The 25,772-nt window shown below is 71.9% G+C and carries 26 protein-coding genes; 9 read left to right on the top strand and 17 right to left on the bottom strand.

The window, feature by feature from the left end; genetic code table 11:
- Positions 1-4: 4 nt before the first annotated feature.
- On the top strand, positions 5-1,474 hold the full coding sequence (locus ACWDTS_RS21690; protein ID WP_248676588.1) for a dihydrolipoyl dehydrogenase family protein: 1,470 nt from the start codon (positions 5-7) through the stop codon (positions 1,472-1,474).
- 24 nt (positions 1,475-1,498) lie between these two features.
- On the top strand, positions 1,499-1,981 hold the full coding sequence (locus tag ACWDTS_RS21685) for an adenosine-specific kinase (RefSeq protein WP_197255908.1): 483 nt from the start codon (positions 1,499-1,501) through the stop codon (positions 1,979-1,981).
- 7 nt (positions 1,982-1,988) lie between these two features.
- Here ACWDTS_RS21685 and ACWDTS_RS21680 read toward each other — a convergent pair whose 3' ends face one another.
- Positions 1,989-2,735, bottom strand: a complete 747-nt coding sequence (locus ACWDTS_RS21680) for an SDR family NAD(P)-dependent oxidoreductase (RefSeq protein ID WP_450119011.1) — start codon at positions 2,733-2,735, stop codon at positions 1,989-1,991.
- A gap of 84 nt (positions 2,736-2,819) precedes the next feature.
- Between ACWDTS_RS21680 and ACWDTS_RS21675 the strand changes: the two genes are divergently transcribed.
- Positions 2,820-3,215, top strand: a complete 396-nt coding sequence (locus tag ACWDTS_RS21675; protein ID WP_450108536.1) for a TIGR03618 family F420-dependent PPOX class oxidoreductase — start codon at positions 2,820-2,822, stop codon at positions 3,213-3,215.
- A 114-nt stretch (positions 3,216-3,329) separates the two neighbouring features.
- Here ACWDTS_RS21675 and ACWDTS_RS21670 read toward each other — a convergent pair whose 3' ends face one another.
- On the bottom strand, positions 3,330-3,788 hold the full coding sequence (locus ACWDTS_RS21670) for an SgcJ/EcaC family oxidoreductase (RefSeq protein WP_450108535.1): 459 nt from the start codon (positions 3,786-3,788) through the stop codon (positions 3,330-3,332).
- 62 nt (positions 3,789-3,850) lie between these two features.
- On the opposite strand from ACWDTS_RS21670, the gene ACWDTS_RS21665 reads away from it, so the two are divergent.
- The gene (locus ACWDTS_RS21665; protein WP_450119010.1) at positions 3,851-4,315 is read left to right on the top strand and encodes a MarR family winged helix-turn-helix transcriptional regulator; all 465 of its coding nucleotides are present in this window, start codon (positions 3,851-3,853) and stop codon (positions 4,313-4,315) included.
- Positions 4,316-4,418: 103 nt separating this feature from the next.
- On the opposite strand, the gene ACWDTS_RS21660 is transcribed toward ACWDTS_RS21665, so the two are convergent.
- Positions 4,419-5,549, bottom strand: coding sequence for a M24 family metallopeptidase (locus ACWDTS_RS21660; protein ID WP_420753715.1), 1,131 nt, complete (start codon positions 5,547-5,549; stop codon positions 4,419-4,421).
- 34 nt (positions 5,550-5,583) lie between these two features.
- On the opposite strand from ACWDTS_RS21660, the gene ACWDTS_RS21655 reads away from it, so the two are divergent.
- Complete coding sequence (locus ACWDTS_RS21655) at positions 5,584-6,573, top strand: 5'-3' exonuclease (protein WP_450119009.1); 990 nt, start codon at positions 5,584-5,586, stop codon at positions 6,571-6,573.
- Between the two features lie 33 nt (positions 6,574-6,606).
- Here the strand turns inward: ACWDTS_RS21655 and ACWDTS_RS21650 are convergent, their stop codons facing one another.
- The 7 genes from ACWDTS_RS21650 to pafA form a co-directional block, all read right to left on the bottom strand.
- On the bottom strand, positions 6,607-7,518 hold the full coding sequence (locus ACWDTS_RS21650) for a DUF4333 domain-containing protein (protein ID WP_450108532.1): 912 nt from the start codon (positions 7,516-7,518) through the stop codon (positions 6,607-6,609).
- 160 nt (positions 7,519-7,678) lie between these two features.
- Positions 7,679-10,393 (bottom strand): DEAD/DEAH box helicase, encoded by a 2,715-nt coding sequence (locus ACWDTS_RS21645; protein WP_450119008.1) that lies wholly within the window; start codon positions 10,391-10,393, stop codon positions 7,679-7,681.
- Positions 10,390-11,319 (bottom strand): twin-arginine translocase subunit TatC, encoded by a 930-nt coding sequence (gene tatC, locus ACWDTS_RS21640; protein ID WP_450108530.1) that lies wholly within the window; start codon positions 11,317-11,319, stop codon positions 10,390-10,392. The genes ACWDTS_RS21645 and tatC overlap by 4 nt, the downstream gene beginning before the upstream one ends.
- A gap of 86 nt (positions 11,320-11,405) precedes the next feature.
- Complete coding sequence (tatA, locus tag ACWDTS_RS21635) at positions 11,406-11,672, bottom strand: Sec-independent protein translocase subunit TatA (RefSeq protein WP_450108529.1); 267 nt, start codon at positions 11,670-11,672, stop codon at positions 11,406-11,408.
- A 95-nt stretch (positions 11,673-11,767) separates the two neighbouring features.
- Positions 11,768-12,754 carry a helix-turn-helix transcriptional regulator gene (locus tag ACWDTS_RS21630; protein WP_450108528.1) on the bottom strand — a complete coding sequence of 329 codons (987 nt, stop codon included), beginning with the start codon at positions 12,752-12,754 and terminating at the stop codon, positions 11,768-11,770.
- Positions 12,751-13,749, bottom strand: coding sequence for a helix-turn-helix transcriptional regulator (locus ACWDTS_RS21625; protein WP_450119007.1), 999 nt, complete (start codon positions 13,747-13,749; stop codon positions 12,751-12,753). The genes ACWDTS_RS21630 and ACWDTS_RS21625 overlap by 4 nt, the downstream gene beginning before the upstream one ends.
- 88 nt (positions 13,750-13,837) lie before the next feature.
- On the bottom strand, positions 13,838-15,196 hold the full coding sequence (gene pafA, locus ACWDTS_RS21620) for a Pup--protein ligase (protein ID WP_197256343.1): 1,359 nt from the start codon (positions 15,194-15,196) through the stop codon (positions 13,838-13,840).
- A gap of 64 nt (positions 15,197-15,260) precedes the next feature.
- Here pafA and ACWDTS_RS21615 point away from each other — a divergent pair, with 64 nt between their 5' ends.
- Positions 15,261-16,760 carry a bifunctional phosphatase PAP2/diacylglycerol kinase family protein gene (locus ACWDTS_RS21615; RefSeq protein WP_450119021.1) on the top strand — a complete coding sequence of 500 codons (1,500 nt, stop codon included), beginning with the start codon at positions 15,261-15,263 and terminating at the stop codon, positions 16,758-16,760.
- Here ACWDTS_RS21615 and prcA read toward each other — a convergent pair.
- The 5 genes from prcA to ACWDTS_RS21590 all read right to left on the bottom strand — a co-directional run bounded on the left by prcA (position 16,736) and on the right by ACWDTS_RS21590 (position 20,662).
- The gene (gene prcA / locus ACWDTS_RS21610) at positions 16,736-17,542 is read right to left on the bottom strand and encodes a proteasome subunit alpha (protein WP_450108526.1); all 807 of its coding nucleotides are present in this window, start codon (positions 17,540-17,542) and stop codon (positions 16,736-16,738) included. The two genes, ACWDTS_RS21615 and prcA, sit on opposite strands and share 25 nt — an antisense overlap.
- Positions 17,539-18,393, bottom strand: a complete 855-nt coding sequence (gene prcB, locus ACWDTS_RS21605) for a proteasome subunit beta (RefSeq protein WP_450108525.1) — start codon at positions 18,391-18,393, stop codon at positions 17,539-17,541. The genes prcA and prcB overlap by 4 nt, the downstream gene beginning before the upstream one ends.
- Positions 18,390-18,581 carry a ubiquitin-like protein Pup gene (locus ACWDTS_RS21600; RefSeq protein WP_059384481.1) on the bottom strand — a complete coding sequence of 64 codons (192 nt, stop codon included), beginning with the start codon at positions 18,579-18,581 and terminating at the stop codon, positions 18,390-18,392. The genes prcB and ACWDTS_RS21600 overlap by 4 nt, the downstream gene beginning before the upstream one ends.
- Positions 18,582-18,734: 153 nt before the next feature.
- A complete protein-coding gene (gene dop / locus ACWDTS_RS21595; RefSeq protein ID WP_248676276.1) occupies positions 18,735-20,228 on the bottom strand; it encodes a depupylase/deamidase Dop in 1,494 nt (497 codons plus the stop codon).
- 50 nt (positions 20,229-20,278) lie between these two features.
- The gene (locus ACWDTS_RS21590; RefSeq protein ID WP_450108524.1) at positions 20,279-20,662 is read right to left on the bottom strand and encodes a nitroreductase family deazaflavin-dependent oxidoreductase; all 384 of its coding nucleotides are present in this window, start codon (positions 20,660-20,662) and stop codon (positions 20,279-20,281) included.
- Between the two features lie 87 nt (positions 20,663-20,749).
- On the opposite strand from ACWDTS_RS21590, the gene ACWDTS_RS21585 reads away from it, so the two are divergent.
- Positions 20,750-21,289 carry an NUDIX domain-containing protein gene (locus tag ACWDTS_RS21585; protein WP_197256335.1) on the top strand — a complete coding sequence of 180 codons (540 nt, stop codon included), beginning with the start codon at positions 20,750-20,752 and terminating at the stop codon, positions 21,287-21,289.
- 50 nt (positions 21,290-21,339) lie between these two features.
- Here the strand turns inward: ACWDTS_RS21585 and arc are convergent, their stop codons facing one another.
- On the bottom strand, positions 21,340-23,109 hold the full coding sequence (gene arc / locus ACWDTS_RS21580; protein ID WP_450119006.1) for a proteasome ATPase: 1,770 nt from the start codon (positions 23,107-23,109) through the stop codon (positions 21,340-21,342).
- 195 nt (positions 23,110-23,304) lie between these two features.
- On the opposite strand from arc, the gene ACWDTS_RS21575 reads away from it, so the two are divergent.
- Complete coding sequence (locus ACWDTS_RS21575; RefSeq protein WP_450119005.1) at positions 23,305-23,793, top strand: nuclear transport factor 2 family protein; 489 nt, start codon at positions 23,305-23,307, stop codon at positions 23,791-23,793.
- A 57-nt stretch (positions 23,794-23,850) separates the two neighbouring features.
- Here the strand turns inward: ACWDTS_RS21575 and ACWDTS_RS21570 are convergent, their stop codons facing one another.
- Positions 23,851-24,702: a tRNA (adenine-N1)-methyltransferase gene (locus ACWDTS_RS21570; protein ID WP_450108521.1), complete on the bottom strand. Its 852-nt coding sequence runs from the start codon at positions 24,700-24,702 to the stop codon at positions 23,851-23,853.
- 195 nt (positions 24,703-24,897) lie between these two features.
- Here ACWDTS_RS21570 and ACWDTS_RS21565 point away from each other — a divergent pair, with 195 nt between their 5' ends.
- Entirely contained in the window at positions 24,898-25,725 is an 828-nt protein-coding gene (locus tag ACWDTS_RS21565; RefSeq protein ID WP_450108520.1) for a thioesterase family protein, read from the top strand.
- Positions 25,726-25,772: the final 47 nt, after the last annotated feature.

Here is a 25,772-nt window from a genome sequence, read left to right as displayed (position 1 = left end):
ACGGGTGAGTCCCGATACCGCCGGCTCCGACCACGACGTCTTCGATGTGATCGTGATCGGCGGCGGCCCGGCCGGAGAGAACGCCGCACACTACGCGATCAACGGCAGCGACCGCACCGCCGCGCTGATCGAGCACGAACTCGTCGGCGGCGAATGCTCGTATTGGGCGTGCATGCCGAGCAAGGCGCTGCTGCGTCCCGGTCAGATCCTTGCCGCCGCCCGCCACATGCACGGCGTCGAGCAGAAGATCAACGCGCACGGGGTCGACGCCGCCGCGGTGCTGGCCCGCCGCGACGAGTTCACCCACCGCCGCGACGACAGCTCCCAGGTGTTGTGGGCCGACTCCGTCGGCATCGACGTGCTGCGCGGACACGCCCGCATCACCGGGGAATGCACCGTCGCCGTCGACGGGGACCGCCCCCGCACCCTCCGCGCCCGGCACGCGGTGGTGCTCGCCACCGGCTCCGTCGCGGCCGTCCCCGACATCCCCGGACTGCGCGCGGCGCTGCCGTGGACCTCGCGCGACGCCACCAACCTCGTCGAGATTCCGCGGCGGGTGCTGCTCGTCGGCGGCGGGGTGGTCGCGTGCGAGGCCGCGACGTGGCTGCGCCAGCTCGGCGTCGAGGAACTCACCGTCGCGGTGCGCGGATCACGGCTGCTGCCGCGCGTCGAACCGTTCGCGGCCGCCGCCGTCGCCGACACCTTCGGCCGCCACGCCGTCGACGTGCGGTTCGGCACCGAGATCAGCCGCGTCACCCGAGAAGACGCCCGCGACACCGGGATCGGGCGCATCCACGGCGGCCCGGCGACCGTGCAGCTCGACGACGGCACCACCGTCGAGGTCGACGAAATCGTGGTCGCCGCCGGCCGCCGCCCCGCCACCACGGACCTCGGGCTCGACGTGCTGGGCCTGGACCCGGGGGCGGCCACCCCCGTCGACGATCACCTGAACGTCACCGGGGTGGACGGCACCTGGCTGTACGCGGTCGGGGACGTCGCCGGCCGGGCCGCGCTGACGCACATGGGCAAATACCAGGCGCGGGTGTGCGGCGACGTGATCGCCGCCCGCGCCGAGGGCCGCGACCTCGATCACCCCCGCTACCGGGCGACCGCCGACCACGGGCAGGTGCCGCAGGTGATCTTCACCGAACCGGAGATCGCGTCCGTCGGGCACACCGCCGCCTCTGCCCGCGACGCCGGCCTCGACGTCGAGACCCTCGAGGTGGAGCTGGCGGTGGCCGGCTCGGCGCTGGCCCGCGACGACTTCGCCGGGCACGCCGCGCTCGTCGTCGACCGCGCCACCGACACCCTCGTCGGCGCCACCTTCGCCGGCACCGAGGTCGCCGAACTCGTGCACGCGGCGACGGTGGCGCTCGTCGGGAAGGTGCCGTTGGACACGCTCTGGCATGCGGTCCCGTCGTATCCGACGGTCAGCGAGGTGTGGTTGCGCCTGCTCGAAACCCGCCGGCCCTGACCCGCGACCCGAAGGGAGAACCCCGTGGAGCTGAGCGTCGTCGCCATCGACAAACCCGAGGACACCAACGTGATCGTCGGCCAGTCCCACTTCATCAAGACCGTCGAGGACCTGCACGAAACGCTCGCCGGATCCAGCCCGCACCTGCGGTTCGGGATCGCGTTCTGCGAAGCGTCCGGGGTGCGCCTGGTGCGGCACTCCGGCAACGACGACACGCTCACGGACCTGGCCACCCGCAACGCCCTCGCGCTCGCCGCCGGACACTGCTTCGTCGTGTTCGTCGACAACGGCTACCCGGTGAACATCCTCAACGCGATCAAGCTGGTCCCGGAGGTGTGCGGCATCTACTGCGCCACCGCCAACCCGGTCGAGATCGTCATCGCCGAAACCGATCTCGGCCGCGGCATCATCGGTGTCATCGACGGCAGCCCGCCGCTCGGGGTGGAATCCGACGCCGACGTCGCGGACCGCAAGGCGCTGTTGCGCACCATCGGCTACAAACTGTGACGGCCGGTCAGCGCGGCAGCCGCCGCCAGATCGCCCGCGGCAGCAGCCGCATCCCGAAGAACACCGGCCTCAGCAGGCCCGGCACCCACACCTCGCCGCGACCGCGGCCCAACGCCCGCACGGTCGCGTCGGCCACCTGATCCGCGGTGCTCGACAACGGCGCCGGGCTCATCCCCTCGGTCATCCGGCCGATCACGAAACCGGGCCGCACCAGCAGCAACGACACCCCGCTGCCGTGCAGGGCGTCCGCCAGCCCGGACGCGAACCCGTCCAACCCGGCCTTCGCCGACCCGTACACATAGTTGGCGCGGCGCACCCGCACCCCGGCTACCGACGAGAACACCACGATCCGGCCCGCACCCTGCGCGCGCAGCCGCGTCGCGAGCCGGGTCAGCAGCGCGACCTGCGCGACATAGTCGGTGTGCACGACCGCGACCGCATGCGCGGCGTCGGTTTCGGCGCGGGACTGGTCACCGAGGATCCCGAAGGCGAGCACCGCCACGTCGATCGGCCCGTGCGCCGCGGTGATCTGCGCGAGCACCCGCTCGTGGCTGTCGAGATCGTCGGCGTCGAACTCGACGGTGTGCACCGCGCTCGCGCCCGCCGCCCGCACCGCGTCCCGGGGTTCGTGCAGGTCGTCGGCGCGGCGCGCGGCGAGGATCACGGTGCGGCCGGGGGCCAGCCGGCGGGCCACCTCGAGTCCGATCTCGCTGCGGCCCCCGAAGATCACGATGCTTCCCTGCGCGATGGTCATGGCTGCCAGTGTTCCGTGACCGCCGTGCGCGGGTGTGGTCGGGGCCGGTGCCCGGGACAGGGCGGGCGCTCTAGGCTCGCGGGTATGGCCCGCACCCCGGACGCGCTCGGCGAGCGCGCACTGCAGTTCCTGTCCGAATACCACCTCGGCACCCTCACGACGCTGCGCAAGGACGGCACCCCGCACGTCGTGGCGGTCGGGTTCACCTGGGATCCGCAGGCCCGGGTGGTGCGGGTGATCACCAACGCCGGCTCGCAGAAGGCCCTGAACGCCGACCGGGGCGGCTACGCCGCGGTGTCGCAGGTCGACGGCGGGCGTTGGCTCACCCTGGAGGGCTCGGCGCGGGTGTGCAGCGACGTCGCCGCGGTCGCCGAGGGGGTCGACCGCTACACCCGGCGGTACCGGCCGCCGCGGGAGAACCCGACTCGCGTGGTCGTCGAGATCGCCGTGGACCGGGTGATGGGGTCGGTGCTGGACTGATCCCGGTGCTGGACCGACCCACATCGGCGTTTCCGTCCCCTACCTGCCCCCGGTTGTTCCGAGCGAGCGGTACATTCGGTCGATCTGAGGAGACGAACGGTACATTCGCTCGGGTCAGGTGGGGTTGCCTCGCCGCGTGAGGCGCCCGAGCAGGGTGTTCGACCACGGCCGATAGCGGGTGTTGTGGAAGGTGTCCACCAGCCAGGTGCCGTCCCGCCGGACCAGGACGAAGGTCACCGAGGAGCGGCGCTTCGCGGTCGGGACGGTGCGCCGCTTCTGCCAGGACATGACGATTCCGCCGCGTTCGCACGCGACCGCGACGTCGGGAGCGGGGAAACGCACGTCGCGACGTTCGGTCACCATGCGGGAATTGCGCATGATGCCCGCGAACAGTGCGCGGTGACCGTCGGCGATGGCTCTGCGTCCGCTCATGCGGGTGCCGTCGAAGGCCGTGTAGTCGGCGTCGGCGGTGAAGGCCTGCGCGTAGGACTCGGGATTTCCTTCTTCCCAGGCAGCCGCGACGCGTGCCAGTGCCCGGTCCACACCGACGGTGTCGTGGGTCGATGCAGTCATCTCACCCTCCTTCGATTCAGTGCGGTATATAGTTTAGAACACTGAAATAATTTGGGGTAGGCATGACGAACGAACCGATCACACCCGGCGACCTCCTCGGCCGGGATTTCGCGACGGCCGTGGTGATGTTCCACGAGGCCGTCGCGCACCGACTCGGCCTGACCGCCACCGACAATCGGGCCCTGGACGTGCTGTCCCGGTCCGGGCCGACCACCGCCGGGGATCTGGCCCGGGCCCTGCACCTGACCCCGGGGGCGGTGACCGGCATCGCGGACCGACTGGCCGCCGCCGGCTACGTCACCCGCGTCCCCGACACCACCGACCGGCGCCGCATCCTCCTGGTCGTCGCCGCCGACCGGGTGGCGGCGCGACTGCAGCCCCTCTACGAGCCGTTCGCGCGCGAGGTCGCGGAACTGTTCGCCGCCCACAGCGACGACCAGCAGGCGGCGATCACCGCGTTCCTCACCGATGTCACCCGGACCCTGCGCGCCCACACCGAGCGGGTCACCGCTCCGGACGGCCGATAACCGCGCCCGGAACCGGTGTCGACCCACCCCGAGTCCGAGCGAACGGTACATTCGGTCGATCTGAGGAGACGAAGGGTACATTCGCTCGGAAACGGGTGGCCGCTCAGCCCGGCAGCACCGTCAACCCGTGCGGCCGGCGGTTCACCGGCTCGCAGCCGTCGGCGGTGACCACCACGATGTCCTCGATGCGGGCACCCCACTCGCCGCGGAAGTAGATGCCCGGCTCGATGCTGAACGCCATCCCCGGCCGCAGTTCGTCGGTGTTCCCGCCCACGATGTACGGCTCCTCGTGCACCGACAGGCCGATGCCGTGCCCGGTGCGGTGCACGAACACCTCCCCCAGCCCCTGCGCCGCCAGCAGATCCCGCGCCGCGGCATCCACCGACTCGGCGGTCACCCCGGGCTTGACCGCGTCGACCGCGGCCTGCTGCGCCTCCTCGAGCAACGCGATCTTCGCCGCCACATCGGGATCCGGCTCGCCGAGGCTGTAGGTGCGGGTCGAATCGGAGTTGTAGCCGGGTTCGACCGGTCCGCCGATGTCGATGACCACGATGTCCCCGGACTCGAGCACCCGGTCGGACACCTCGTGGTGCGGGTCGGCGCCGTGCGGACCCGACCCGACGATGACGAACGCCGCCGCGGTGTGGCCCTCCTCGAGGATCGCCGCGGAGATGTCCGCGGCCACCTCCGCCTCGGTGCGGCCGGGCCGCAGCCACTCACCCATCCGGGCATGCACCCGGTCGATCGCGGCACCGGCCCGGCGCAGCGCCTCGATCTCGTCGTCGTCCTTGATCATCCGCAGCTCCCGCAGCACATCGGTGGCCAGCACCGGCACCGACCCGAACAACCCGGCCAGCGGCACCAGGTGCAGCGCCGGCATCGCATCGGTCACCGCGGTGCGCGCGGCACCCGGCAGCAGCGCCGCCACCAGCTCGTACGGGTTCTGCCCATCCACCCAGTCCCGCACCGGCACCGACAGTTCCTCGACCGCCGAATCGTTCAGCGACGCCAGCTCCAGACGCGGCACCACCACCGTCGCGGCGCTGCCGTCGGTGGGGATCACCAAACAGGTGAGCCGTTCGAAGGATTCGGCGCGGGACCCGAGCAGGTACCGCAGGTCCGGTCCGGGCGTCACGAGCAGCGCATCGAGACCGGCGGCGGCACCGAGCTCGGCTGCGCGGGTGAGACGTTCGGCGTAACGGGCGGCGGGAAATCGGGATGCGGCAGCACTCATGGGCATCAGCGTAGTGCGAGTCGGGGATGGCAGGATGTGGACCGTGACGACTCCTGTGACGACCCCGGACGGTGACGCCGGGCGGCGCCCGCTGCTGCTGCTCGACGGGGCGAGCCTGTGGTTCCGCGCCTACTATGCGCTGCCCGACTCGATCACCGCCCCCGACGGGCGTCCCGTCAACGCGGTGCGCGGCTTCACCGACATGGTGGCCTCGCTGATCACCCGGCACCGGCCGCACCGGCTCGTGGTGTGCCTGGATCTGGACTGGCGTCCGGCGTTCCGGGTCGCGGCGGTACCCAGCTACAAGGCGCACCGGGTCGCGGTCGGCTCGGACGGCACCGTCGAGGAGGTTCCCGACACCCTGACCCCGCAGGTACCGATGATCCTGGACGTGCTGGCCGCCGCCGGAATCGCCACCGGCGGCGCCGCCGGGTTCGAGGCCGACGACGTGCTCGGCACCCTCGCCGCCCGGGAAACCACCGACCCGGTGGTCGTGGTCAGCGGCGACCGCGACCTGCTGCAGGTCGTCGCCGACGACCCGGTCCCGGTGCGGGTGCTCTACGCCGGGCGCGGACTGGCGAAGGCCGAACTGTTCGGGCCCACCGAGGTCGCCGACCGGTACGGGGTGCCCGCCGAGCGGGCCGGCGCCGCCTACGCCGAACTGGCGTTGCTGCGCGGCGACCCGTCCGACGGGCTGCCCGGCGTCAAGGGCATCGGCGAGAAGACCGCGTCGGGCCTGCTGCTGCTGTACGGATCGCTCGACGGGATGCGGGCGTCCGCGGCCGATCCGGAATCGGGCATGGCCAAGGGCATGCGCGCCAAACTCGCCGCGGCCGCAGACTATCTGGATGCGGCACTGCCCGTGGTGCGGGTCGCGCGCGACGCCCCGGTGCAGCTGTCCGGTGCCGACACCCTGCCCGCGGCGCCCGTCGACGCGCCGGCGCTGGCGGCGCTGGCCGACACGCTCGGGATCGGACGGTCCGTCACGACGCTGACCACGGCACTGGCCGCGGCCGCGGGCTGACCGGACCGTCCGCTCCGATCGGTTTGGGGCCGGTCAGTTGGGGCGGCTGACCTCGTAGGTGCCCTCGTCGTCGGTGAAGGTCAGGGTGACCGAACGATGCTGCCCGTCGACGGTGACGGTGCATTCGAAGCTGTTGCCCGCCTCGACCTTCTGGCCGTCGGGGCAGGACACGTCGTCGACGGCGGTGGCGCCGTAGGACTGGGTCAGCACCTTCGCGACCCCGGCCTCGGCGGCCGCGGAATCGAGGGTCTTCGACCCGAGGGAGGTGGCGACGAGGACCCCGACGATCGCGAGGATCAGCACCAGGGCCAGCGCCCCGAGACCGAGGATCAGCGGCTTCTTCGACTTCGGTGGCTGCTGACCGGCCTGGGCCGGCGCCCACTGCGGCTGCTGACCCGGCTGGGGTTGGCCCGGTTGCGGCTGGCCCCAGGGCTGCTGACCGGCCGCGGGCTGTCCCCACTGCGGCTGCTGACCGGGCTGCGGGGGCTGTCCCCACTGCGGCTGCGCCGTTCCCCACTGCTGCTGCGGTTGTCCCCACTGCTGGCCGGCGGCGGGAGCGCCCTGCCCCCACTGCTGACCCGGTTGCGGGTGCGGTTGCCCCCACTGCTGCTGGGGCTGGGCGGGCTGCTGACCCCACTGGGGTGCGGCGGCGGCCGGCTGACCCCACGGCTGCTGTCCGGGCGCCGGCTGCTGGCCCCACGCCTGGCCGGTCTGGCCCCACTGCGGCTGAGCCTGACCGCCCTGCGCACCGGCGGCCCCACCCGGACCGGGCTGCGGGCCCCACTGCGGGGCCTGCCCGGCGGGCGAGTGACCGGCGGACGAGGCGTCGAACGCCTGCGTCGGCTCCGCACCCGGGGCGGCGCTGCCGGGGCGCGCCCACTGCTGGGTCGGTTCCTGACCGGCCGCGTTTCCGGACTGGTCCTGGGGTTCGTTCGGCCCGCTCATCGTCGCCTCCCACTCACCTTCACTTCGTTGATCCACTTCGCGCCCATCCACCGCGTGGAAGCCGTGCCGCAGCGCGAATCAAACCACATCCGGCCGTGACGGTGTCCGCCGAGCCGAACCGCAACGCCCTGCCGCCCAGGCAATCACCCCGCCGGGGCGATCACACCGCGTCCACGTCGACGACCCCGCGCCGGATCGCGGCGACGGCCCGACCCGCCGTCTTCACGATCTCCGGGTCCTGCGCGCACGTGCGGATCTGATCGAGCAGATCGATCACCTGCCGGCACCAGCGCACGAAATCGCCGGCCGACAGGTCCCGGCTGCCGCCCCCGGCGGCGAGCAGCGCCTCGGCCAGCGACTGGGTGTCCACCCACGTGTACAGCGCCGCGACGAACCCGAGATCCGGTTCGCGCGTCGGCGGCAGCTTGTGCCGCACCTCGTCGGCGCGCAGCCCGTCGCACAACCGCACGGTCTCGGCGAGCGCGCGGCGCACCGGTTCGGTCGGGCCGCGCATCACCTCGCCGCCGCCTTCGATCCGCGACTCGTACACCACCGCCGACACCACCGCGGCGAGCTCCGCCGGGGACAACCCCGCCCACACCCGCTTGCGCAGGCATTCGGCCACGAGCAGATCGGCCTCGCCGTAGATGCGGGCCAGCCGCTCCCCCGCCTCGGTGGTCTCCGGGTCCGGTCCGGCGGTCAGGTAGCCGCGTTCGGTGAGCAGCGCGACGATCCGCTCGAACGTGCGGGCCAGCGAGTTCGTCGTCGCCGCGACCTTCTGCCGCTGCTGGGCCAGTTCCCGCGCCAGCCGGTTGTAGCGGTCCCCGACCCGGGCGAGCTTCTCCAGTTCGGGGTCCTTGCGGGCCGGGTGCTGCCGCAGCCGGCGCCGCAACGCGTCGATCTCCCGGGTGTCGCCGCCGGTCTTGGTGCGCTTCGGGCGGCGCGGCACCGGGATGCCCGTCGACCGCAGCGACGACGCGAGATCGCGCCGTCCCCGCCCGGTGCGGTGGTTGACGTGCCGCGGCAACCGCAACCGGCCCACCACCTGCGCGGGCGCCGGGAAGTCCGCGGCCGACAACCGGCCGGACCAGGCGTCGGCGGTGACCACCAGCGGGCGCGGCTCGTCCACGCTCTGGTCGGGTTCGATCACCACGGCCAGTCCCGCGCGGCGCCCGCCGGGCACCGCGACGATGTCGCCGCGCCGCAACGCCAGCAGCGATTCGACGGCCGCCCGCCGCCGGTCCTGCCGGCCCTGCCGTTCCCGGGCCCGCTCCAGGTCGGTCAGCTGCGCCCGCAGCCGCAGGTAGTCGAGGATGTCGCTGTCGTCGCCGCCGAGCCGGTCCCGCAGCTCCGCCAGGGCCGCCTCGTTGCGTTCGATGCCGCGGGTCAGGCCCACCACCGATTTGTCGGCCTGGAACTGGGCGAACGACATCTCCAGCAGGGCCCGCGACCGGGTGATCCCGACCGCGTCGATGAGGTTGACGGCCATGTTGTAGGACGGGCGGAACGAGCTGCGCAGCGGGAAGGTGCGGGTGGAGGCGAGCCCGGCGACGGCGGCCGGTTCCACCCCGGGCTGCCACAGCACCACCGCATGCCCCTCGACGTCGATGCCGCGCCGCCCGGCCCGGCCGGTGAGCTGCGTGTACTCGCCGGGGGTCAGTTCGGCGTGGGTTTCCCCGTTGTACTTGACCAGGCGTTCGAGGACGACGGTGCGGGCCGGCATGTTGATGCCGAGCGCGAGGGTTTCGGTGGCGAACACCGCCCGCACCAGCCCGCGCACGAACAGGTCCTCGACGGTGTGCCGGAACGCGGGCAGCATGCCCGCGTGGTGCGCGGCGATGCCGCGTTCGAGGGCGAGGCGCCACTGCGAGAAGCCGAGCACCTCGAGGTCGGCGCGCGGCAGGTCGCGGGTGTGTTCGTCGACGATCGCCCGGATCCGGGCGGCTTCCTCGTCGGAGGTGAGCCGGATGCCGCCGCGCAGGCACTGGGCGACCGCGGCGTCGCAGCCGGCGCGGCTGAAGACGAAGGTGATCGCCGGGAGCAGCCCCTCGCGGTCCAGGCGGGAGATGACCTCGGGTCGTGGAAGCGGCCGGAAGGCGCCGGGGCCGCGGCCCCGGTCCCAGGCGTCGGCGCGGTCGAGCGTCAGCCGGCGGCGCACCTGCGAGAGCAGTTCGGGGTTGACCACGACGCTGCGGCGGCCGCCGTCGTCGGGGTGGGCGCGCCGGTCGAACAGGTCGTAGATGCGGGGGCCGACCATCATGTGCTGGTGCAGCGGGATCGGCCGCACCTCGTCGACGACGACGGTGGTGTCGCCGCGCACGGTGGTGATCCAGTCCCCGAACTCCTCGGCGTTGGACACGGTCGCGGACAGGCTGACCAGCCGGACGTCCTCGGGCAGGTGCAGGATGACCTCTTCCCACACGGCGCCGCGGAACCGGTCGGCGAGGAAGTGCACCTCGTCCATCACCACGTAGGTCAGCCCGATGAGGCTGGTCGAGGACGCGTAGATCATGTTGCGCAGCACTTCGGTGGTCATCACCACCACCGGCGCGTTCGGGTTGATCGACTGGTCGCCGGTGAGCAACCCGACCGCGTCCTTGCCGTGGCGGGCGCACAGGTCCGCGTACTTCTGGTTGCTCAGCGCCTTGATCGGGGTGGTGTAGAAGCACTTGCCGCCGCCGTGCAACGCCAGGTACACCGCGAACTCCCCGACCACGGTCTTCCCGGCGCCGGTGGGCGCGCACACCAGCACCGAGTGGCCGCCGTCGAGGGCGCGGCAGGCCTGCACCTGGAACGGGTCGAGGGGGAACGGCAGCGCCGCGGCGAAGGCGGTGAGCCGATCGGGCGTGGCGGCCGGGGCCGGCTGATCGGTCACAGCGTGTCGGAGTAGTCGGGGTGCGTCGGGGTGGGGCGCTCGACCGGGGTGGGCGCGGCGATCGGGGAGCTCTCGTCGTCGTCGAGATCGGCCCAACCGTCCTCGCGGTCGCGGCGGGCGCGGCGCTTGTCGTTGATCCGGGCGATCTGGATGGCGATCTCGAGCAGCAGGGTCAGCGCCGCGGCCAGCGCGATCATCGAGAACGGATCCTGGCCGGGGGTCGCGACGGCCGCGAACACGAACATCGCCATGATCAGGCCCCGCCGCCAGGACTTGAGCTTGGCGTAGGACAGCACCCCGACGGCGTTGAGCGCGACGATCACCAGCGGGATCTCGAAGGACACCCCGAAGATGACCAGCAGGTTGATCATGAATCCGAAGTATTCGGATCCGGACAGGGCGGTGACCTGCACGTCGTTGCCGACGGTGAGCAGGAACGACAGGGCGTGGGTGACGACCAGGTACGCCAGCACCGCGCCGGTGACGAACAGCGCGGCACCGGAGACGACGAACCCGATGGCGTAGCGGCGTTCCTTCGCGTACAGGCCGGGGGTGATGAACGCCCACAGCTGGTACAGCCAGATCGGGCAGGCCATCACGACGCCGGCGGTCGCGGCGACCTTCAGTCGCAGCATGAACTGTTCGAACGGGCCGGTGGCGAGCAGGTGACAGCCGCCGTCGGCGCTGATGTCGGCGCGCGAGGACGCCGGCAGCGAGCAGTAGGGGTCGAGCAGGATCGAGCCGAGGCTGGGCAGGCCGAACAGGTTGCGGCTGTACCAGACGAACCCGAGGACGGTGGTGACCAGCACCGCGGCGAGCGCGATCAGCAGACGGGTGCGCAGTTCGTACAGATGTTCGACCAGCGACATGGTGCCGTCGGGATTGGTCTTGCGCCGGCTGCGGCGCGGATCGAACGGGATGCGCACGTGCGGTTCTCAGCTCCTGTCGAAGCCCCCGGATCAGCGGAGGACCGGGGCACCCGTCACGGATGCCCCGGTGGGGTGGTCGATGGTCAGGCCGACCGCGGGTGGGTCTGCGTCGGGTCGGTGACGGTCGCGTCCACGGACTGGGCGGGGGGCTGACCGGCGGGCAGCGAGTTCGGAGCCTGCTGCGGCGGCGCCGGACGGGCGTCGTCGTTCTGCATCTCCTTGACCTCGCTCTTGAAGATGCGCAGCGACCGGCCGAGACCGCGCGCGGCGTCCGGAAGCTTCTTCGAGCCGAACAGGATGACGACGACGATCGCGACGATGGCCCAGTGCCACGGGCTCATTGCACCCATTATCTACCTCCACAGATGGTGTGCTGCCGATGCTACCGGACCCGAACACGCCCGATCCCGGCCCACAGCCGTTTGACCGGGAGTTCGCGCAGGGTTCACAGCTCCGTTACACGCCCGGCTGCGGGTTCGTCGAGCGGCAGTGTGTCGTACGCCTCCAACGCGGCCGCGGCGCGGGCCCGCACCGCCGCCACCAGCTCCGGCGGCCCCAGCACCGTCACCCCGCCGCCGAGCCCGACCGCCAGCCGCGTCATCCACTCCGGAGACGCGAACCGCAGCACCGCGGTGCACGACCCGTCCGGCTGCAGCTGCACCTCGGTGAGCGGGTAGTAGTCGATCAGCCAGCTGTAGCCGGGATCGATCCGCAACCGCGCGGCCGGCAGCGTCGGATCCCCGGCGAACAACTCGAAGCTGTCCTCCTCGTCGACCGCGACCGGCGGCCGGGCCGGTTCCGGCAGTTCCTCGGCCGCATCGATCCGGTCGAACCGGAACAACCGCACCCCCTCCGCGGTGCGGCACCACGCCTGCAGATAGGTGTGCTCGTCGATGAGCACCACCCGGATCGGGTCCACGTCCCGCTCCGAGACGGTGTCCCGGGACGCCGAATAGTAGGTCAGGTGCAGGGCCCGGCCGCGGTGCACCGCGGCCCGCACGGTCGCCGCGACCGGATCGTCGGACACCGGCACCGGGGTGTCGCGGTCGGCGGCGGCGCTGCCGGCGGCCGCCTCGATCTTCGCGATGGCGCCCTGCGCCGCCGACGGATCGACCACCCCGGGCATCTCCAGCAGCGACCGCAACGCCACCAGCAGCGCCGTCGCCTCCGTGGAGGTCAGCCGCAGCGGCCGGTCGATGCCGGCGGTGAAGGTGACCACGATGCTGTCCTCCGACAGCGACAGGTCGATCAGATCCCCGGGCCCGTACCCGGGCAGACCGCACACCCACAGCTGGTTCAGATCGTCCATGATCTGTTTCGGCGTGACCCCCAGGTCGCGGGCCGCCTCGGCCGCGCTGATCCCCGGGTTCGCCGTGAAATACGGCACCAGATTGAGCAGCCGCGTCAGCCGCTCCGACAGTCGTGTGCTCACCGTTCCCCCTCCACGGCCGTGCCGGCGACCACCCGGGTCAGGATGGCCCGCACCTGCTCACGCAGCTCGCTCGGCGCCAGGACCAGGGCATCGGCGCCCTGCCCGGCGATCACCCGCGCGATCCAGCTCCACGACCGCACCGGCACCTCGAGCACCGTGCCGTCGCGGTCCCCGATCCGGCGGCGTGCGGTTTCGGTGCCGAGCCGGCGCAGCTCGGCGGCCCGCCCGTCCGGCACCCACACCCGGGCGGCGCCGGTGACATCGCCGGTGCTGGTGGCCTCGAGCACCCGCGCCCGCAGATCCACCCCCTCCGGGATGGTGACGGCACCGGCGGGACCGACCGCGGTGACCTCGTCGCCGATGCGGGAGAGCCGGAAGGTGCGGGTGGCGTCGCGGTCGCGGTCGTGCCCGACCAGATACCAGCGGCCGTGCACGGTGACGATGCCCCACGGTTCGACGGTGCGCCGCGTCCACGGGTCCGTGGGGGACGCGCGGTGGTCGAACTGCACGGCGCGGCGTGCGTCGATCGCGGCGAGCAGCGCGTGCAGCGCCGGTTCGGAGCCGCGGGCCCGGGCCGGCAGCGAGGTCACGGTGCCGGTCGGATCGGCGTCGACCTGCACCCCGGCCGCCCGCAGCTTCAGCAACGCGCTCTGCGCCGCCGACGTCAGCTCCGGCGACGACCACAGCGCCGCCGCGACCGCGACCGCCGCGGTTTCCGCGCTGGTCAGCTCGATGTCGGGCAGCTCGTAGGCGTCCCGGTTGATGCGATAGCCCTCGACGGTGGAGTACCGCGACGGCATGCCCGTCTCCAGCGGGATGCCCAGGTCGCGCAGTTCGTTCTTGTCGCGCTCGAACATGCGGCTGAACGCTTCGTCGCTCGCCGAGTCCGCGTAGCCGGCGACGGACGCCCGGATCTTCTCCGCCGTCAGGAACTGGCGTGTGGACAGCAACGCGATGACCAGGTTGACCAGCCGTTCGACTTTCGAGATCGCCACGCCCGCAAGCCTAGTGTCCCGCCCGCGGCGGTCCGCAGGCGTGGTCGCGCGACACGCCTGCCGGCGATGATCTCCGTGACGCGATGTTCTACATCGAGGCGATCAGCCGCTCCACGCGTTCGTCGACGGACCGGAACGGGTCCTTGCACAGCACGGTGCGCTGCGCCTGGTCGTTGAGCTTGAGGTGCACCCAGTCGACGGTGAAGTCCCGGCCCGCGGCCTGCGCCGCCGCGATGAAGTCGCCGCGCAGCTTCGCGCGGGTGGTCTGCGGCGGGGTGTTCACGGCCGCGTCGACGGCCTCGTCGTCGGTGGCGCGTGCGGCGAGCCCCTTGCGCTGCAGCAGATCGAACACGCCGCGGCCGCGTTTGATGTCGTGGTACGCCAGGTCGAGCTGCGCGATCTTCGGGTCCGACAGTTCCATGCCGTAGCGGTCCTGGTAGCGCTGGAACAGCTTGCGCTTGATCACCCAGTCGACCTCGGTGTCGACCTTCGCGAAGTCCTGCGACTCGACCGCATCGAGCACCCGGCCCCACAGGTCGACGACCTGCGCCACGTGCGGGTCCGGTTCCCGGCTGCGCAGATAGTCCACCGCCCGCGCGTGGTATTCGCGCTGGATGTCCAGGGCGCTGGCCTGCCGACCCCCGGCCAGCCGCACCGGGCGCCGCCCGGTCAGGTCGTGGCTGACCTCCCGGATCGCGCGGATCGGGTTGTCCAGCGCGAAGTCCCGGAACGCGACCCCGGCCTCGATCATCTCGAGCACCAGCGACGCCGACCCCACCTTGAGCATGGTGGTGGTCTCGGACATGTTCGAGTCACCGACGATCACGTGCAACCGCCGGTACTTCTCGGCGTCGGCGTGCGGTTCGTCGCGGGTGTTGATGATGGGCCGGGACCGGGTGGTCGCCGAGGAGACGCCCTCCCAGATGTGCTCGGCGCGCTGCGACAGGCAGAACGTCGCCGCCTTCGGGGTCTGCAGCACCTTCCCGGCGCCGCAGATCAGCTGCCGGGTCACCAGGAACGGCAGCAGCACGTCGGAGATGCGGGAGAACTCCCCCACCCGCGCCACCAGATAGTTCTCGTGGCAGCCGTACGAGTTGCCGGCCGAGTCGGTGTTGTTCTTGAACAGGTAGATGTCGCCGCCGATGCCCTCCTCGGCGAGCCGCTGCTCGGCGTCGACGAGCAGATCCTCGAGGACCCGTTCCCCGGCGTGGTCGTGCTCGACGAGCTGCAACAGGTCGTCGCACTCGGCGGTCGCGTACTCCGGGTGCGACCCCACGTCCAGATACAACCGCGCCCCGTTGCGCAGGAACACATTGGAGCTGCGGCCCCACGACACCACCCGGCGGAACAGGTAGCGCGCCACCTCGTCGGGGCTCAGTCGGCGATGCCCGTGGAAGGTACACGTGACGCCGAACTCCGTCTCGATACCCATGATTCGTCGCTGCACACTTCGACAGTACCGCTCCGAACAACCGACCATCGGCTGCAACGGCATCTACGGTCAACCTGTGATGTTCGATGCCGCCCGGTACAGCCGCGCAGACCGTGTCCTGTTCGAACGCAGCGGCGCGCTGCGCCCGTCCCCCGCGGACCCGGCGCTGCGGATTCTCAGCCGCCTCGCCGACCACAGCGTGCTGTGGATGGGGTGCGCCGCGGTGGGCATCGCGGTCGGCGGCACCCCCCGCCGCGCCGTGGTCCGCGGGCTGCTGTCGGTGGCCGGCGCCAGCGCCCTCGCCAACGGGGTCCTCAAGCCGCTGCTGCCGCGCCGCCGCCCCCCGGCCCGCGTCGAACCGCACTTCCGGCGCCGCACCGTGCCCATGCCCACCTCGTCGTCGTTCCCGTCCGGGCACTCCGCCTCCGCCGCCGCGTTCGCCACCGGGGTGGCGCTCGAATCCCCCGCCACCGCCGCGGTGGTGGCGCCGCTGGCCGCCGCGGTCGCCTATTCGCGGGTGCACACCGGGGTGCACTGGCCCACCGACGTGCTCGTCGGCGCCGCCGCCGGGGCCGCGGTCGCGCTCGGCACCCGCCGCTGGTGGGCGGTGCGCGTCGACGAACCCGCGGTCGCCGGGACCGCGGTGGAGGCACCGGCGTTGCCCACCGGCCGCGGGCTGCTGGTCGTCGTCAATCCCGGCTCCGGGACCGACGAGAGCGACCACGAGGACCTGCGGGCGGCGCTGCCGGAGGCGCGCATCGTCACGCTGCCGACCGGCGAGGACCTCGCCGCGGAACTGGACCGGTTGATCACCGAGCACCACCCGGTGGCGCTCGGCGTCGACGGCGGCGACGGTACCGTCGTCGCGGTCGCGGCGGCCGCGGTCGCCGCGGGTCTGCCGCTGGCGGTGTTCCCCGGCGGCACCCTCAACCACTTCGCGCGCGACGCCGGCGCCGCCGAACCGGGCGACACCATCCGCGCCGTCGCCGGCGGGCACGCCGTCCGCATCGACCTCGGGCGGGTCACCGTCCCCGACGCCCCCGGCACCGGCACCGCCACCGGCGACGGCGGCACCGAGTACACCTTCGTCAACACCGCCAGTCTCGGCGGTTACCCCGATTCGGTGCGGCTGCGGGAGCGCTGGGAACCGCGCATCGGCAAGTGGCCGGCCGCGGCGGCGGCGATGACGCGGGTGCTGGCGACCGCGTCACCGTTGACGGTGCGGATCGACGGCACCGAGATGGCGCTGTGGCTGCTGTTCGTCGGCAACGGTCGGTACACCCCGACCGATCGGGTCCCGATGTCCCGGCCGGCGCTGACCGGCGGCACCCTCGATCTGCGGTACCTGCGGGCGGACCGGCGCTGGTCCCGGCTGCGGCTGCTCACCGCGGTGGTCACCGGCAGCCTGGACCGGTCCCCCACCTACACGCAGCAGAACGTGGCCGCGGTGTCGGTGCGGATCGACGGGCCGCCGGTGGCGCTGGCCACCGACGGCGAGGTCGTCACCGACGGCACCGTCTTCGAATTCCGCAGTGCCCCCGCGGCATTGACGCTCTACCGGCTGCCCGACCCGTCCTGACCGGCGGTGCCGGTGTCGGTGTCGGTGCCCGGCGTCTCCGCCGTCTCCGGGGTGTCCGCCGCGGCGGCGCCGTCGCCGGTGGTCGGCAGCATCGCCTCCAACGCGGCGCCGGTGATCCGCCGGAACGCGCGGCGCGGCCGGGGCTTCTCGAGCACCGCGACCTCGAGTTCCCCGATGCCCAGGGTCCGCGGCGTCGCCTCCGAGCCGGTGCCGCGCTGCAGCGCCGTCACCGCCACCGCGACCGCGGCATCGAGCTCGAGACCGGGCCGATAGGCCTCGCGCAGCGCGGTCGCGATCGGCTCGGTGGTGCCGCCCATCACCACGAACTGCGGTTCGTCGACGATCGACCCGTCGTAGGTGATCCGGTACAGCTGCGGCGCGTCCTCGGTGTCGGACCGGCCCACCTCGGCCACGCAGATCTCCACCTCGTACGGCTTGGGCTGGTCGGTGAAGATCGACCCGAGGGTGGAGGCGAACGCGTTCGCCAGCGACCGGCCGGTCACGTCCCGCCGGTCGTACGCGTAGCCGCGCATGTCCGCGTGCATGATCCCGGAGCGGCGCAGGCTCTCGAACTCGTTGTACTTGCCGACCGCCGCGAAACCCACCCGGTCGTACAGTTCGCTGATCTTGTGCAGCGCCTTCGACGGGTTCTCCGCGACGAACAGCACCCCGTCCGCGTAGATCAGGGCGATCACGCTGCGGCCGCGGCCGATGCCCTTGCGGGCCAGCTCCGAGCGATCGCGCATGATCTGCTCGGCGGACGCATAGTACGGCAGCGTCACTGCCCACCTCCTGCGGTGCGGTCGGCCACGATCGCGCGGGCCAGTTCGGACAATGTCGCCTCGGGCACCATCGTCGCCCCGGACGCGGTGATCACCGCGGCGGTCGGATAGATGCCGCGGGTGGTGTCGGGGCCGCCGGTGCCGCTGTCGTCGTCGGCCGCGTCGTACAGCGCCTCCACCGCGGTGCGCAGCGCGTACTGCTCGTCCGCGTCCGCCCGGAACAGCTTCTTCAGCGACGACTTGGCGAACAACGACCCGGACCCGACGGCGTGATAGCCGGCGCGTTCCTCGTACCGGCCGCCGACCACGTCGTACGAGACGATGCGGCCGGCGCGGTGCGAATCGATGGCGTCGAGATCGAACCCGACCAGCAGCGGCACCACGGCCAGACCCTGCATGGCCGCGCCGAGGTTGCCGCGCACCATCGAGGACAGCCGGTTGGCCTTGCCGTCGAACGTCAACGGCACACCCTCGATCTTCTCGTAGTGCTCGAGCTCGACCGCGAACAGCCGCACCATCTCCACGGCCAGGCCCGCGGTCCCGGCGATGCCGGCCGCGGAGTAGTCGTCGGTGATGTGCACCTTGTCCACGTCGCGGCTCGCGATGAGGCTGCCCATCGTGGCGCGCCGGTCACCGGCGAGCAGCACCCCACCGTCGAAGGTCACCGCCACGATCGTCGTGCCGTGCGGGGCGATCTCGCCGAGCGTCCCGAGCCGACCGGCGAACCGGTTCTCCGGCAGCAACTCCGGGGCGTGCATCCGCAGATGCTCGGTGAACGACGACATCTCAGACGCGAGGTGCAGCCGGGGCTGCACCTCGCGATAGGGAAGGGACGAACGATCCGTTGTCACTGGCCGCCCTTCTGCACATAGGCCCGCACGAAGTCCTCGGCGTTCTCCTCGAGCACGTCGTCGATCTCGTCGAGAAGATCGTCGGTTTCCGACGCCAGCTTCTCGCGCCGTTCCTGACCGGCACCACCGTCGCCGACGACCTCGTCGTCGTCGCCACCACCGCCGCGTGTGGTCTGCTCCTGCGCCATAGCCGCGACCTCCTCGATCACTGGGGTGTCCGGCTCCGGTCGACGACCGGACGGGCCACCATCCTGCTCAGAACTCCACCCTACCGAGCCGACCCGGTACCGAGTGCGACTTGTGGTGCGGCGCGCCCGTGTGTCGGCGCGCACGCACCCCGGTCAGTGCGTCAACTGGTCCACCAGCTCGGCCGCCGACTCCACCGACTCGAGCAACGCCCCGACGTGCGCGCGGCTGCCGCGCAGCGGTTCGAGCGTCGGGATCCGCACCAGCGACTCCCCGCCGAGATCGAAGATCACCGAATCCCAGCTGGCCGCGGCGATGTCCGCGCCGAACCGGCGCAGGCACTCCCCGCGGAAGAACGCCCGGGTGTCCGCCGGCGGGGTGTGCACCGCGTCGAGCACCTGCTGCTCGGTGACCAGCCGCTGCATCGACCCGCGGGCCACCAGCCGGTTGTACAGGCCCTTGTCCAGGCGCACGTCGGAGTACTGCAGATCCACCATGTGCAGCCGCGGCGCGGACCACGCCAGCCCTTCCCGGTTGCGGAAACCCTCCAGCAGCCGCAGCTTCGCCGGCCAGTCCAGCAGGTCCGCGCATTCCATCGGGTCGCGTTCGAGCAGGTCGAGCACCATCGCCCACTTGTCGAGGATGTCGAGGACCCGCTTGTCCTCGGTGCCGTCGTGGAACTCGGCGGCCCGCTCGTGGTAGATCCGCTGCAACGCCAGCCCGGTCAGCTCCCGCCCGTCGACCAGCGCCACCGTCTTGCGCAGCGTCGGGTCGTGGCTGATGTGGTGCACCGCGGTCACCGGCCGCGCCAGCTGCAGATCGGACAGGTCGACACCGGCCTCGATCAGGTCCAGCACCAGCGCGGTGCTGCCCACCTTCAGGTAGGTGGCCATCTCCGCCAGGTTCGCGTCGCCGATGATCACGTGCAGCCGCCGGTACTTGTCGGCGTCGGCGTGCGGTTCGTCGCGGGTGTTGATGATGCCGCGCTTGAGGGTGGTCTCGAGCCCCACCTCGACCTCGATGTAGTCGGCGCGCTGCGAGAGCTGGAACCCGGCCTCGTCCCCGGACTGCCCGATCCCGACCCGGCCGGACCCGCAGATCACCTGCCGGGACGCGAAGAACGGGGTCAGGCCCGCCACCACCGCCGAGAACGGGGTGTCCCGCGACATCAGGTAGTTCTCGTGGGTGCCGTAGGAGGCGCCCTTGCCGTCGACGTTGTTCTTGTACAACTGCAGCCGCGGTGCCCCCGGCACGCTGGACGCGTGCCGCGCCGCGGCCTCCATCACGCGTTCGCCGGCCTTGTCCCAGATCACCGCGTCCAGCGGGTCCGCGACCTCCGGCGCCGAATACTCCGGATGCGCGTGGTCGACGTACAGCCGCGCCCCGTTGGTGAGGATCATGTTGGCGGCGCCGACCTCGTCGGCGTCGATGATCGGGGCCGGCCCGTTGAAGCGGCCCAGGTCGAAGCCGCGGGCGTCCCGCAGCGGCGATTCCACCTCGTAGTCCCACCGGGTGCGCTTGGCGCGCGGCACCCCCTCGGCCGCCGCGTAGGCCAGCACCGCCTGGGTGGAGGTCAGGATCGGGTTCGCCGTGGGTTCGTTGGGTGAAGAGATCCCGTACTCGACCTCGATACCGATGATCCGCTGCATGGCATCGAGACTAGGTGATCACCGCCGCGGCGGGAGTGCGGCGGCCCCGATCACCCGGCCACGGCGGTGCAGTCCAGGTAGTGGTGGGCCCCGATCGTGGTGAGCACCCAGCGCACCGGCGGCGGCGCCCACGCCGCGTGCGGGTCGTGGCCCAGCCGCGGGTCGGCCACCGGCACGGCGCGGCCGCGCGTGATCACGGTGCAGCCGCCGGCGGCCCGCACGTTGCGCAGCCAGTCCACGTCGGTGCCGTAGGTCAGCGCGAACCGGTACCGGTCGCCGTCGACGAAGACGTTGACCGGGGTGCGGTAGAGCCGCCCGGAACGGCGGCCGCGGTGCTCGACGACCGCCATGTACGGCAGGTGCGCCGCCAGTGGCCGCAGCAGACGGTTGGTGACGACCCGGTTGAACCGGGCCAGGGTGGCGGGCAGCGGCATCGGGGCTCCCTCCGGGTGGGCCGGGCGCACCGCCTCGACGCTACGCCGCCCGGCCGCCGTCCGGGCCCGGGTGGCAGCATGATCCCAATGGATGCGACACCCTGGTTCGAGCGCGGCTCCGACGAACTCGTCGCCGTGTACGACGACGCCGGCCGCTGCACCGGGCAGGCCCCGCGTTCGCAGGTGTATGCGCAGGGGCTGTGGCACGGCAGCGCCGGGGTGCTGCTGCGTTCCCCGGACCGCACCCGCGTCTACGTGCACCGCCGTTCCACCACCAAGACGGTGTTCGCGGCGCACCACGACTGTCTCGCCGGGGGGGTCATCGACGCCGGGGAAACCCCGATCGAGGCGGCCCGCCGGGAGTTGGCCGAGGAACTCGGCGTGACCGGAGTGGATCTGACGCCGCTGGCCGAGGCCTCGTGGGACGGCAGCTGGCGCGGCCATCCCCTGCGGTGTCACCTGTGGGCGTTCGAAACCTGCTGGGGCGGGGAGGTGCGGCACCAGGACAGCGAGATCGCGGCGGGCTGGTGGTGGACCCTCGACGAGCTGCGCGCGCATGTGCGGGACCCGGCGTGGCCGTTCGTGCCGGACAGCCGGGTGCTGCTGGCGGACCTGCTGCAGCCGTGACGGGGTGGGCCGGAAGACACCCTCCCGGCCCACCCCGTCGGTTCACGCCGCTACAGGTACTGGCCGGTGTTCGACTCGGTGTCGATGGCCCGGCTGGTGCTGGCGTTCTTGCCGGTGACCAGGGTGCGGATGTAGACGATCCGCTCCCCCTTCTTCCCGGAGATCCGGGCCCAGTCGTCCGGGTTGGTGGTGTTGGGCAGGTCCTCGTTCTCGGCGAACTCGTCGACGATCGAATCGAGCAGATGCTGCACCCGCAGACCCGGGGCGCCGGTCTCGAGCACCGACTTGATCGCGTACTTCTTGCCGCGGTCGACGATGTTCTGGATCATCGCGCCGGAGTTGAAGTCCTTGAAGTACAGGACCTCCTTGTCGCCGTTGGCGTAGGTCACCTCCAGGAACCGGTTCTCCTCCGACTCGGCGTACATCCGGTCGACGACCCGCTCGATCATCGCCCGCACACACGCGCCGCGGTCGCCGCCGAACTCGGCGAGATCGTCGGCGTGCACCGGCAGCGCATCGGTCAGGTACTTCGAGAAGATGTCCAGCGCCGCTTCCGCATCCGGACGTTCGATCTTGATCTTCACGTCCAGGCGGCCGGGCCGCAGGATCGCCGGATCGATCATGTCCTCACGGTTGGAGGCGCCGATGACGATGACGTTCTCGAGACCCTCGACACCGTCGATCTCCGACAGCAGCTGCGGCACCACGGTGGTTTCCACGTCGGAGGACACGCCCGAGCCGCGGGTCCGGAAGATCGAGTCCATCTCGTCGAAGAACACGATCACCGGGGTGCCCTCGGACGCCTTCTCCCGGGCCCGCTGGAAGATCATCCGGATGTGCCGTTCGGTCTCGCCGACGAACTTGTTCAGCAGCTCCGGGCCCTTGATGTTGAGGAAGTACGACTTGGCTTCCTTCGAATCCTGCCCGCGGGCCTCGGCGATCTTCTTCGCCAGCGAATTGGCGACCGCCTTGGCGATCAGCGTCTTGCCGCAGCCGGGCGGCCCGTACAGCAGCACGCCCTTGGGGGGACGCAGCGCGTACTCGCGGAACAGGTCCTTGTGCAGGAACGGCAGCTCCACCGCGTCGCGGATCTGCTCGATCTGCCGGCCCAGGCCACCGATGTCGCCGTAGTCGACGTCCGGGACCTCCTCGAGGACGAGGTCCTCGACCTCCGCCTTCGGGATGCGTTCGAACGCGTACCCGGCCTTGCTGTCGACCAGCAGCGAATCGCCGGGGCGCAGCTTGAAGTTGTCGTCGGTGTCGGCGAGGTCCGCGTTCCCCGGGTCCAGGGTGCGCGCGGCGGCCGCGGCGAGCGGCGCGGCCAGCCACACCACGCGTTCCTCGTCGGCGTGCCCGACGACCAGAGCGCGGGTGCCGTCGTCGAGCAGTTCCCGCAGCGCGGTGATCTCCCCCACGCGTTCGAAACCGCCGACCTCGACGACGGTGAGCGCCTCGTTCAGCCGCACCGACTGTCCGGGTTCGAAATCCGTGGTGTCGAGATTCGGCGACACCGCCACCCGCATCTTGCGGCCCGACGTGAACACGTCCACGGTCTGGTCCTCGAAGGTGCTCAGCAGCACCCCGTAGCCGCTCGGTGGCTGCCCGAGCCGGTCCACCTCCTCCCGGAGGGTGATCAGCTGCTGGCGGGCCTCCTTGAGCGTTTCCATCAACTTGCCGTTGCGGACCGTCAGGGAGTCGAGGCGTGCCTCGAGGTCGCGTACCTGGTCGGACGGCTCGGCGAGCCGGCGTCGCAACGCGGCGACCTCGGTTCGCAGTTCGTCGATCTCACGGGCGGCAACCGAATCCGGGTTCTCTGACATGTGCGACTCCCTCCACTGTGGGTGTTTCCACGCTACCGGCAGTCGGGCCGATGTGCGGGGGGACACGAAACAGCCGTGTTCCGAACATGTGTCGCCGCACTCACACCGCCGGGGCCGGAACCACCCGCGCCCACGATGTTAGCCTTACCTATCTTTTGGTTTCTGTTCCGACGGTTCACACGAAAGGTGTCCTCCGTGACCATCCGCAAGCTCGCCGCCGCCGCGGCCACCGCCGCCGCCCTCGCCGCCCTCACCGCGTGCAGCAGCGACGACGACTCCACCGAGACCGCCTCGGCCACCACGTCGGGCGCCGCCACCGGTGCCACCACGAGCGCCGCGGCCGCGGCCGCCGCGGTCACCGCCGAGGTCCTGCAGCAGCAGGTGAACACCTTCTTCGACCCGGCCGCCCCGGTCGACGCCAAGGCCGCCGTCGTCGAGAACGGTGCGGACCGCACCGCCGTGCTCGAGCAGTTCAACGGGGTGCTCGCGGGCTACCCGCTCACCGGCACCGTCGGCGAGGTCGCCGCCGTGGACGAGGACACCGTCACCGCCACCACCGAGGTCGCCGGCCCGCACGGGGGCGCCCCCATGCCGCTGACCTTCGAACAGGTCGACGGCCAATGGGTCATCGCCGACGAGAGCGTCTGCTCGATCTTCGAGATGGGCCACCTGCCCTGCAGCTGACACCGGCACGCCGGGGCCCGGACGCACCGGGCCACGGCACCACCCCGGTGGGGACGCTCAGCCCTTGCTGGGGCGGCGCTGCGGCTTCGGGGTCTCCACCCCGTCCTGCAACCGGCGGGCACTGACCAGGAACGCGGTGTGCCCCTGCATCCGATGCTCCGGACGCACCGCCAACCCCACCACGTGCCAGCCGCGCACCATCGACTCCCACGACCGCGGCTCGGTCCAGCAGGTCTGCTCCCGCAGCGCCTCCACCACCCGCGACAGCTGCGTCGTCGTCGCCACGTAGACGATGAGCACCCCACCGGGCACCAGCGCCTTCTTCACCGTCTCGAGCACATCCCACGGCGCCAGCATGTCCAGCACCACCCGATCGACCCGCCCGTGGGTCTCCACGTCGTAGTCCGCCAGATCCGCCAGCTGCGTCGTCCAGTTCTCCGGGCGCTCCCCGAAGAACGTGGCCACGTTCCGCTCGGCGTGCTCGAGATGGTCCTCGCGCACCTCGTACGAGATCACCCGGCCGGTGGACCCGACCGCCCGCAGCAGCGAACACGTCAACGCCCCGGACCCGGCGCCCGCCTCGAGCACCCTCGCCCCCGGGAAGATGTCGCCCTCCTGCACGATCTGCGCGGCGTCCTTCGGGTAGATCACCTGCGCCCCGCGCGGCATCGACATCACGTAGTCCACCAGCAGCGGCCGCAACGCCAGGTACGGGGTGCCGTTGGTGGAGGTCACCACCACGCCCTCGTCGGTGCCGATCAGATCGTCGTGCAGGATCCCGCCGCGGTGGGTGTGGAACTCCTTGCCCGGCTCGAGCACCACGGTGTACTTGCGGCCCTTGGCGTCGGTCAACTGCACGCGATCACCGACCTGGAACGGTCCGCTACGCCCGAGTCCGCCTGCTGCCATCGCCGTGTCCACCCTCGTCTGCTCGCCTGTCGAATCGGCCCGGGCACTGCGCCGGACCGTCCCACAGCCTGCCAGGTCACCCGAGCGTCGCTGCACACACCCCACCCACCGCCGCCTCGTTCCGGCACCCGGTGTCATCATCGTCGGACGGCGGTTCACCCCCGGCCGCCGCGAAGTCCCGAGGAGAGAACCGAAGTGAGCGACGCGGCCTACTACGTGCCGACGACCGGCCCGGCCGGCACCACCGACAGCGCAGTCCACATCGAGTGGTTCCGCCCCACCGACCGCACCGTCAGCACCTGGGGCACCACCCTGCAGCACGGGGCGCCCCCGTCGGCGCTGCTCGCCCGCGCCCTCGACCGGTGCGGCGCCCGCCCCGGCACCCGCCTGACCCGCATCACCGTCGACCTGCTCGGACCGGTCCCGCTCACCGACCTCGAGGTCCGCTCCTGGATCGAACGGCCCGGCCGCAAGATCGAACTCGTCGTCGCCGAACTGTGGGCCGCCGGCCCCGACGGCACCCACCGGGCGGTGGCGCGCGGCTCCGCGTGGCGCCTGGAAACCGTCGAACTGCCCGAGGTCGCGAACGCCGCCGACGAACCGCTGCCGCCGGTGTCCGAGGCCACCCCCGCCGAACCGGACGGCGACTTCTGGCACCACGGCTACGTCGAGACCCTCGACTGGCGGCTGCTCACCCCGCTCGGCCGCCCCGGCCCCGCCTCGGCGTGGCTGCGCACCGACACCGCCCTGGTCGAAGGCGAGGAACCCACCGGGCTCGAGAAACTGTTCAGCGTTGCCGACGTCGCCAACGGGGTCGGCTCGAAGCTGCATCCCGGCAAGTGGCTGTTCCTCAACACCGAACTGACCGTGCACCTGTTCCGCGCCCCCACCGGCGACTGGACCGGCATCCGCGCCGAAACCTCCTACGGCCCCGACGGTGTCGGCATGACCGCCGGATCCCTCCACGACGAACACGGCCCCCTCGGCCGCATCGTGCAGAACGTGCAGGTCCGCGCCCGCTGACCCGCGACCGACCCCGAGAAACGCCGCGGCGCCGCCCCCGATACGGG

This window comes from Rhodococcus sp. NPDC003383 (assembly GCF_053589115.1).
The sequence above is the reverse complement of the archived record's forward strand: the minus strand, read 5'-3'. Positions and strand labels throughout refer to the sequence as shown.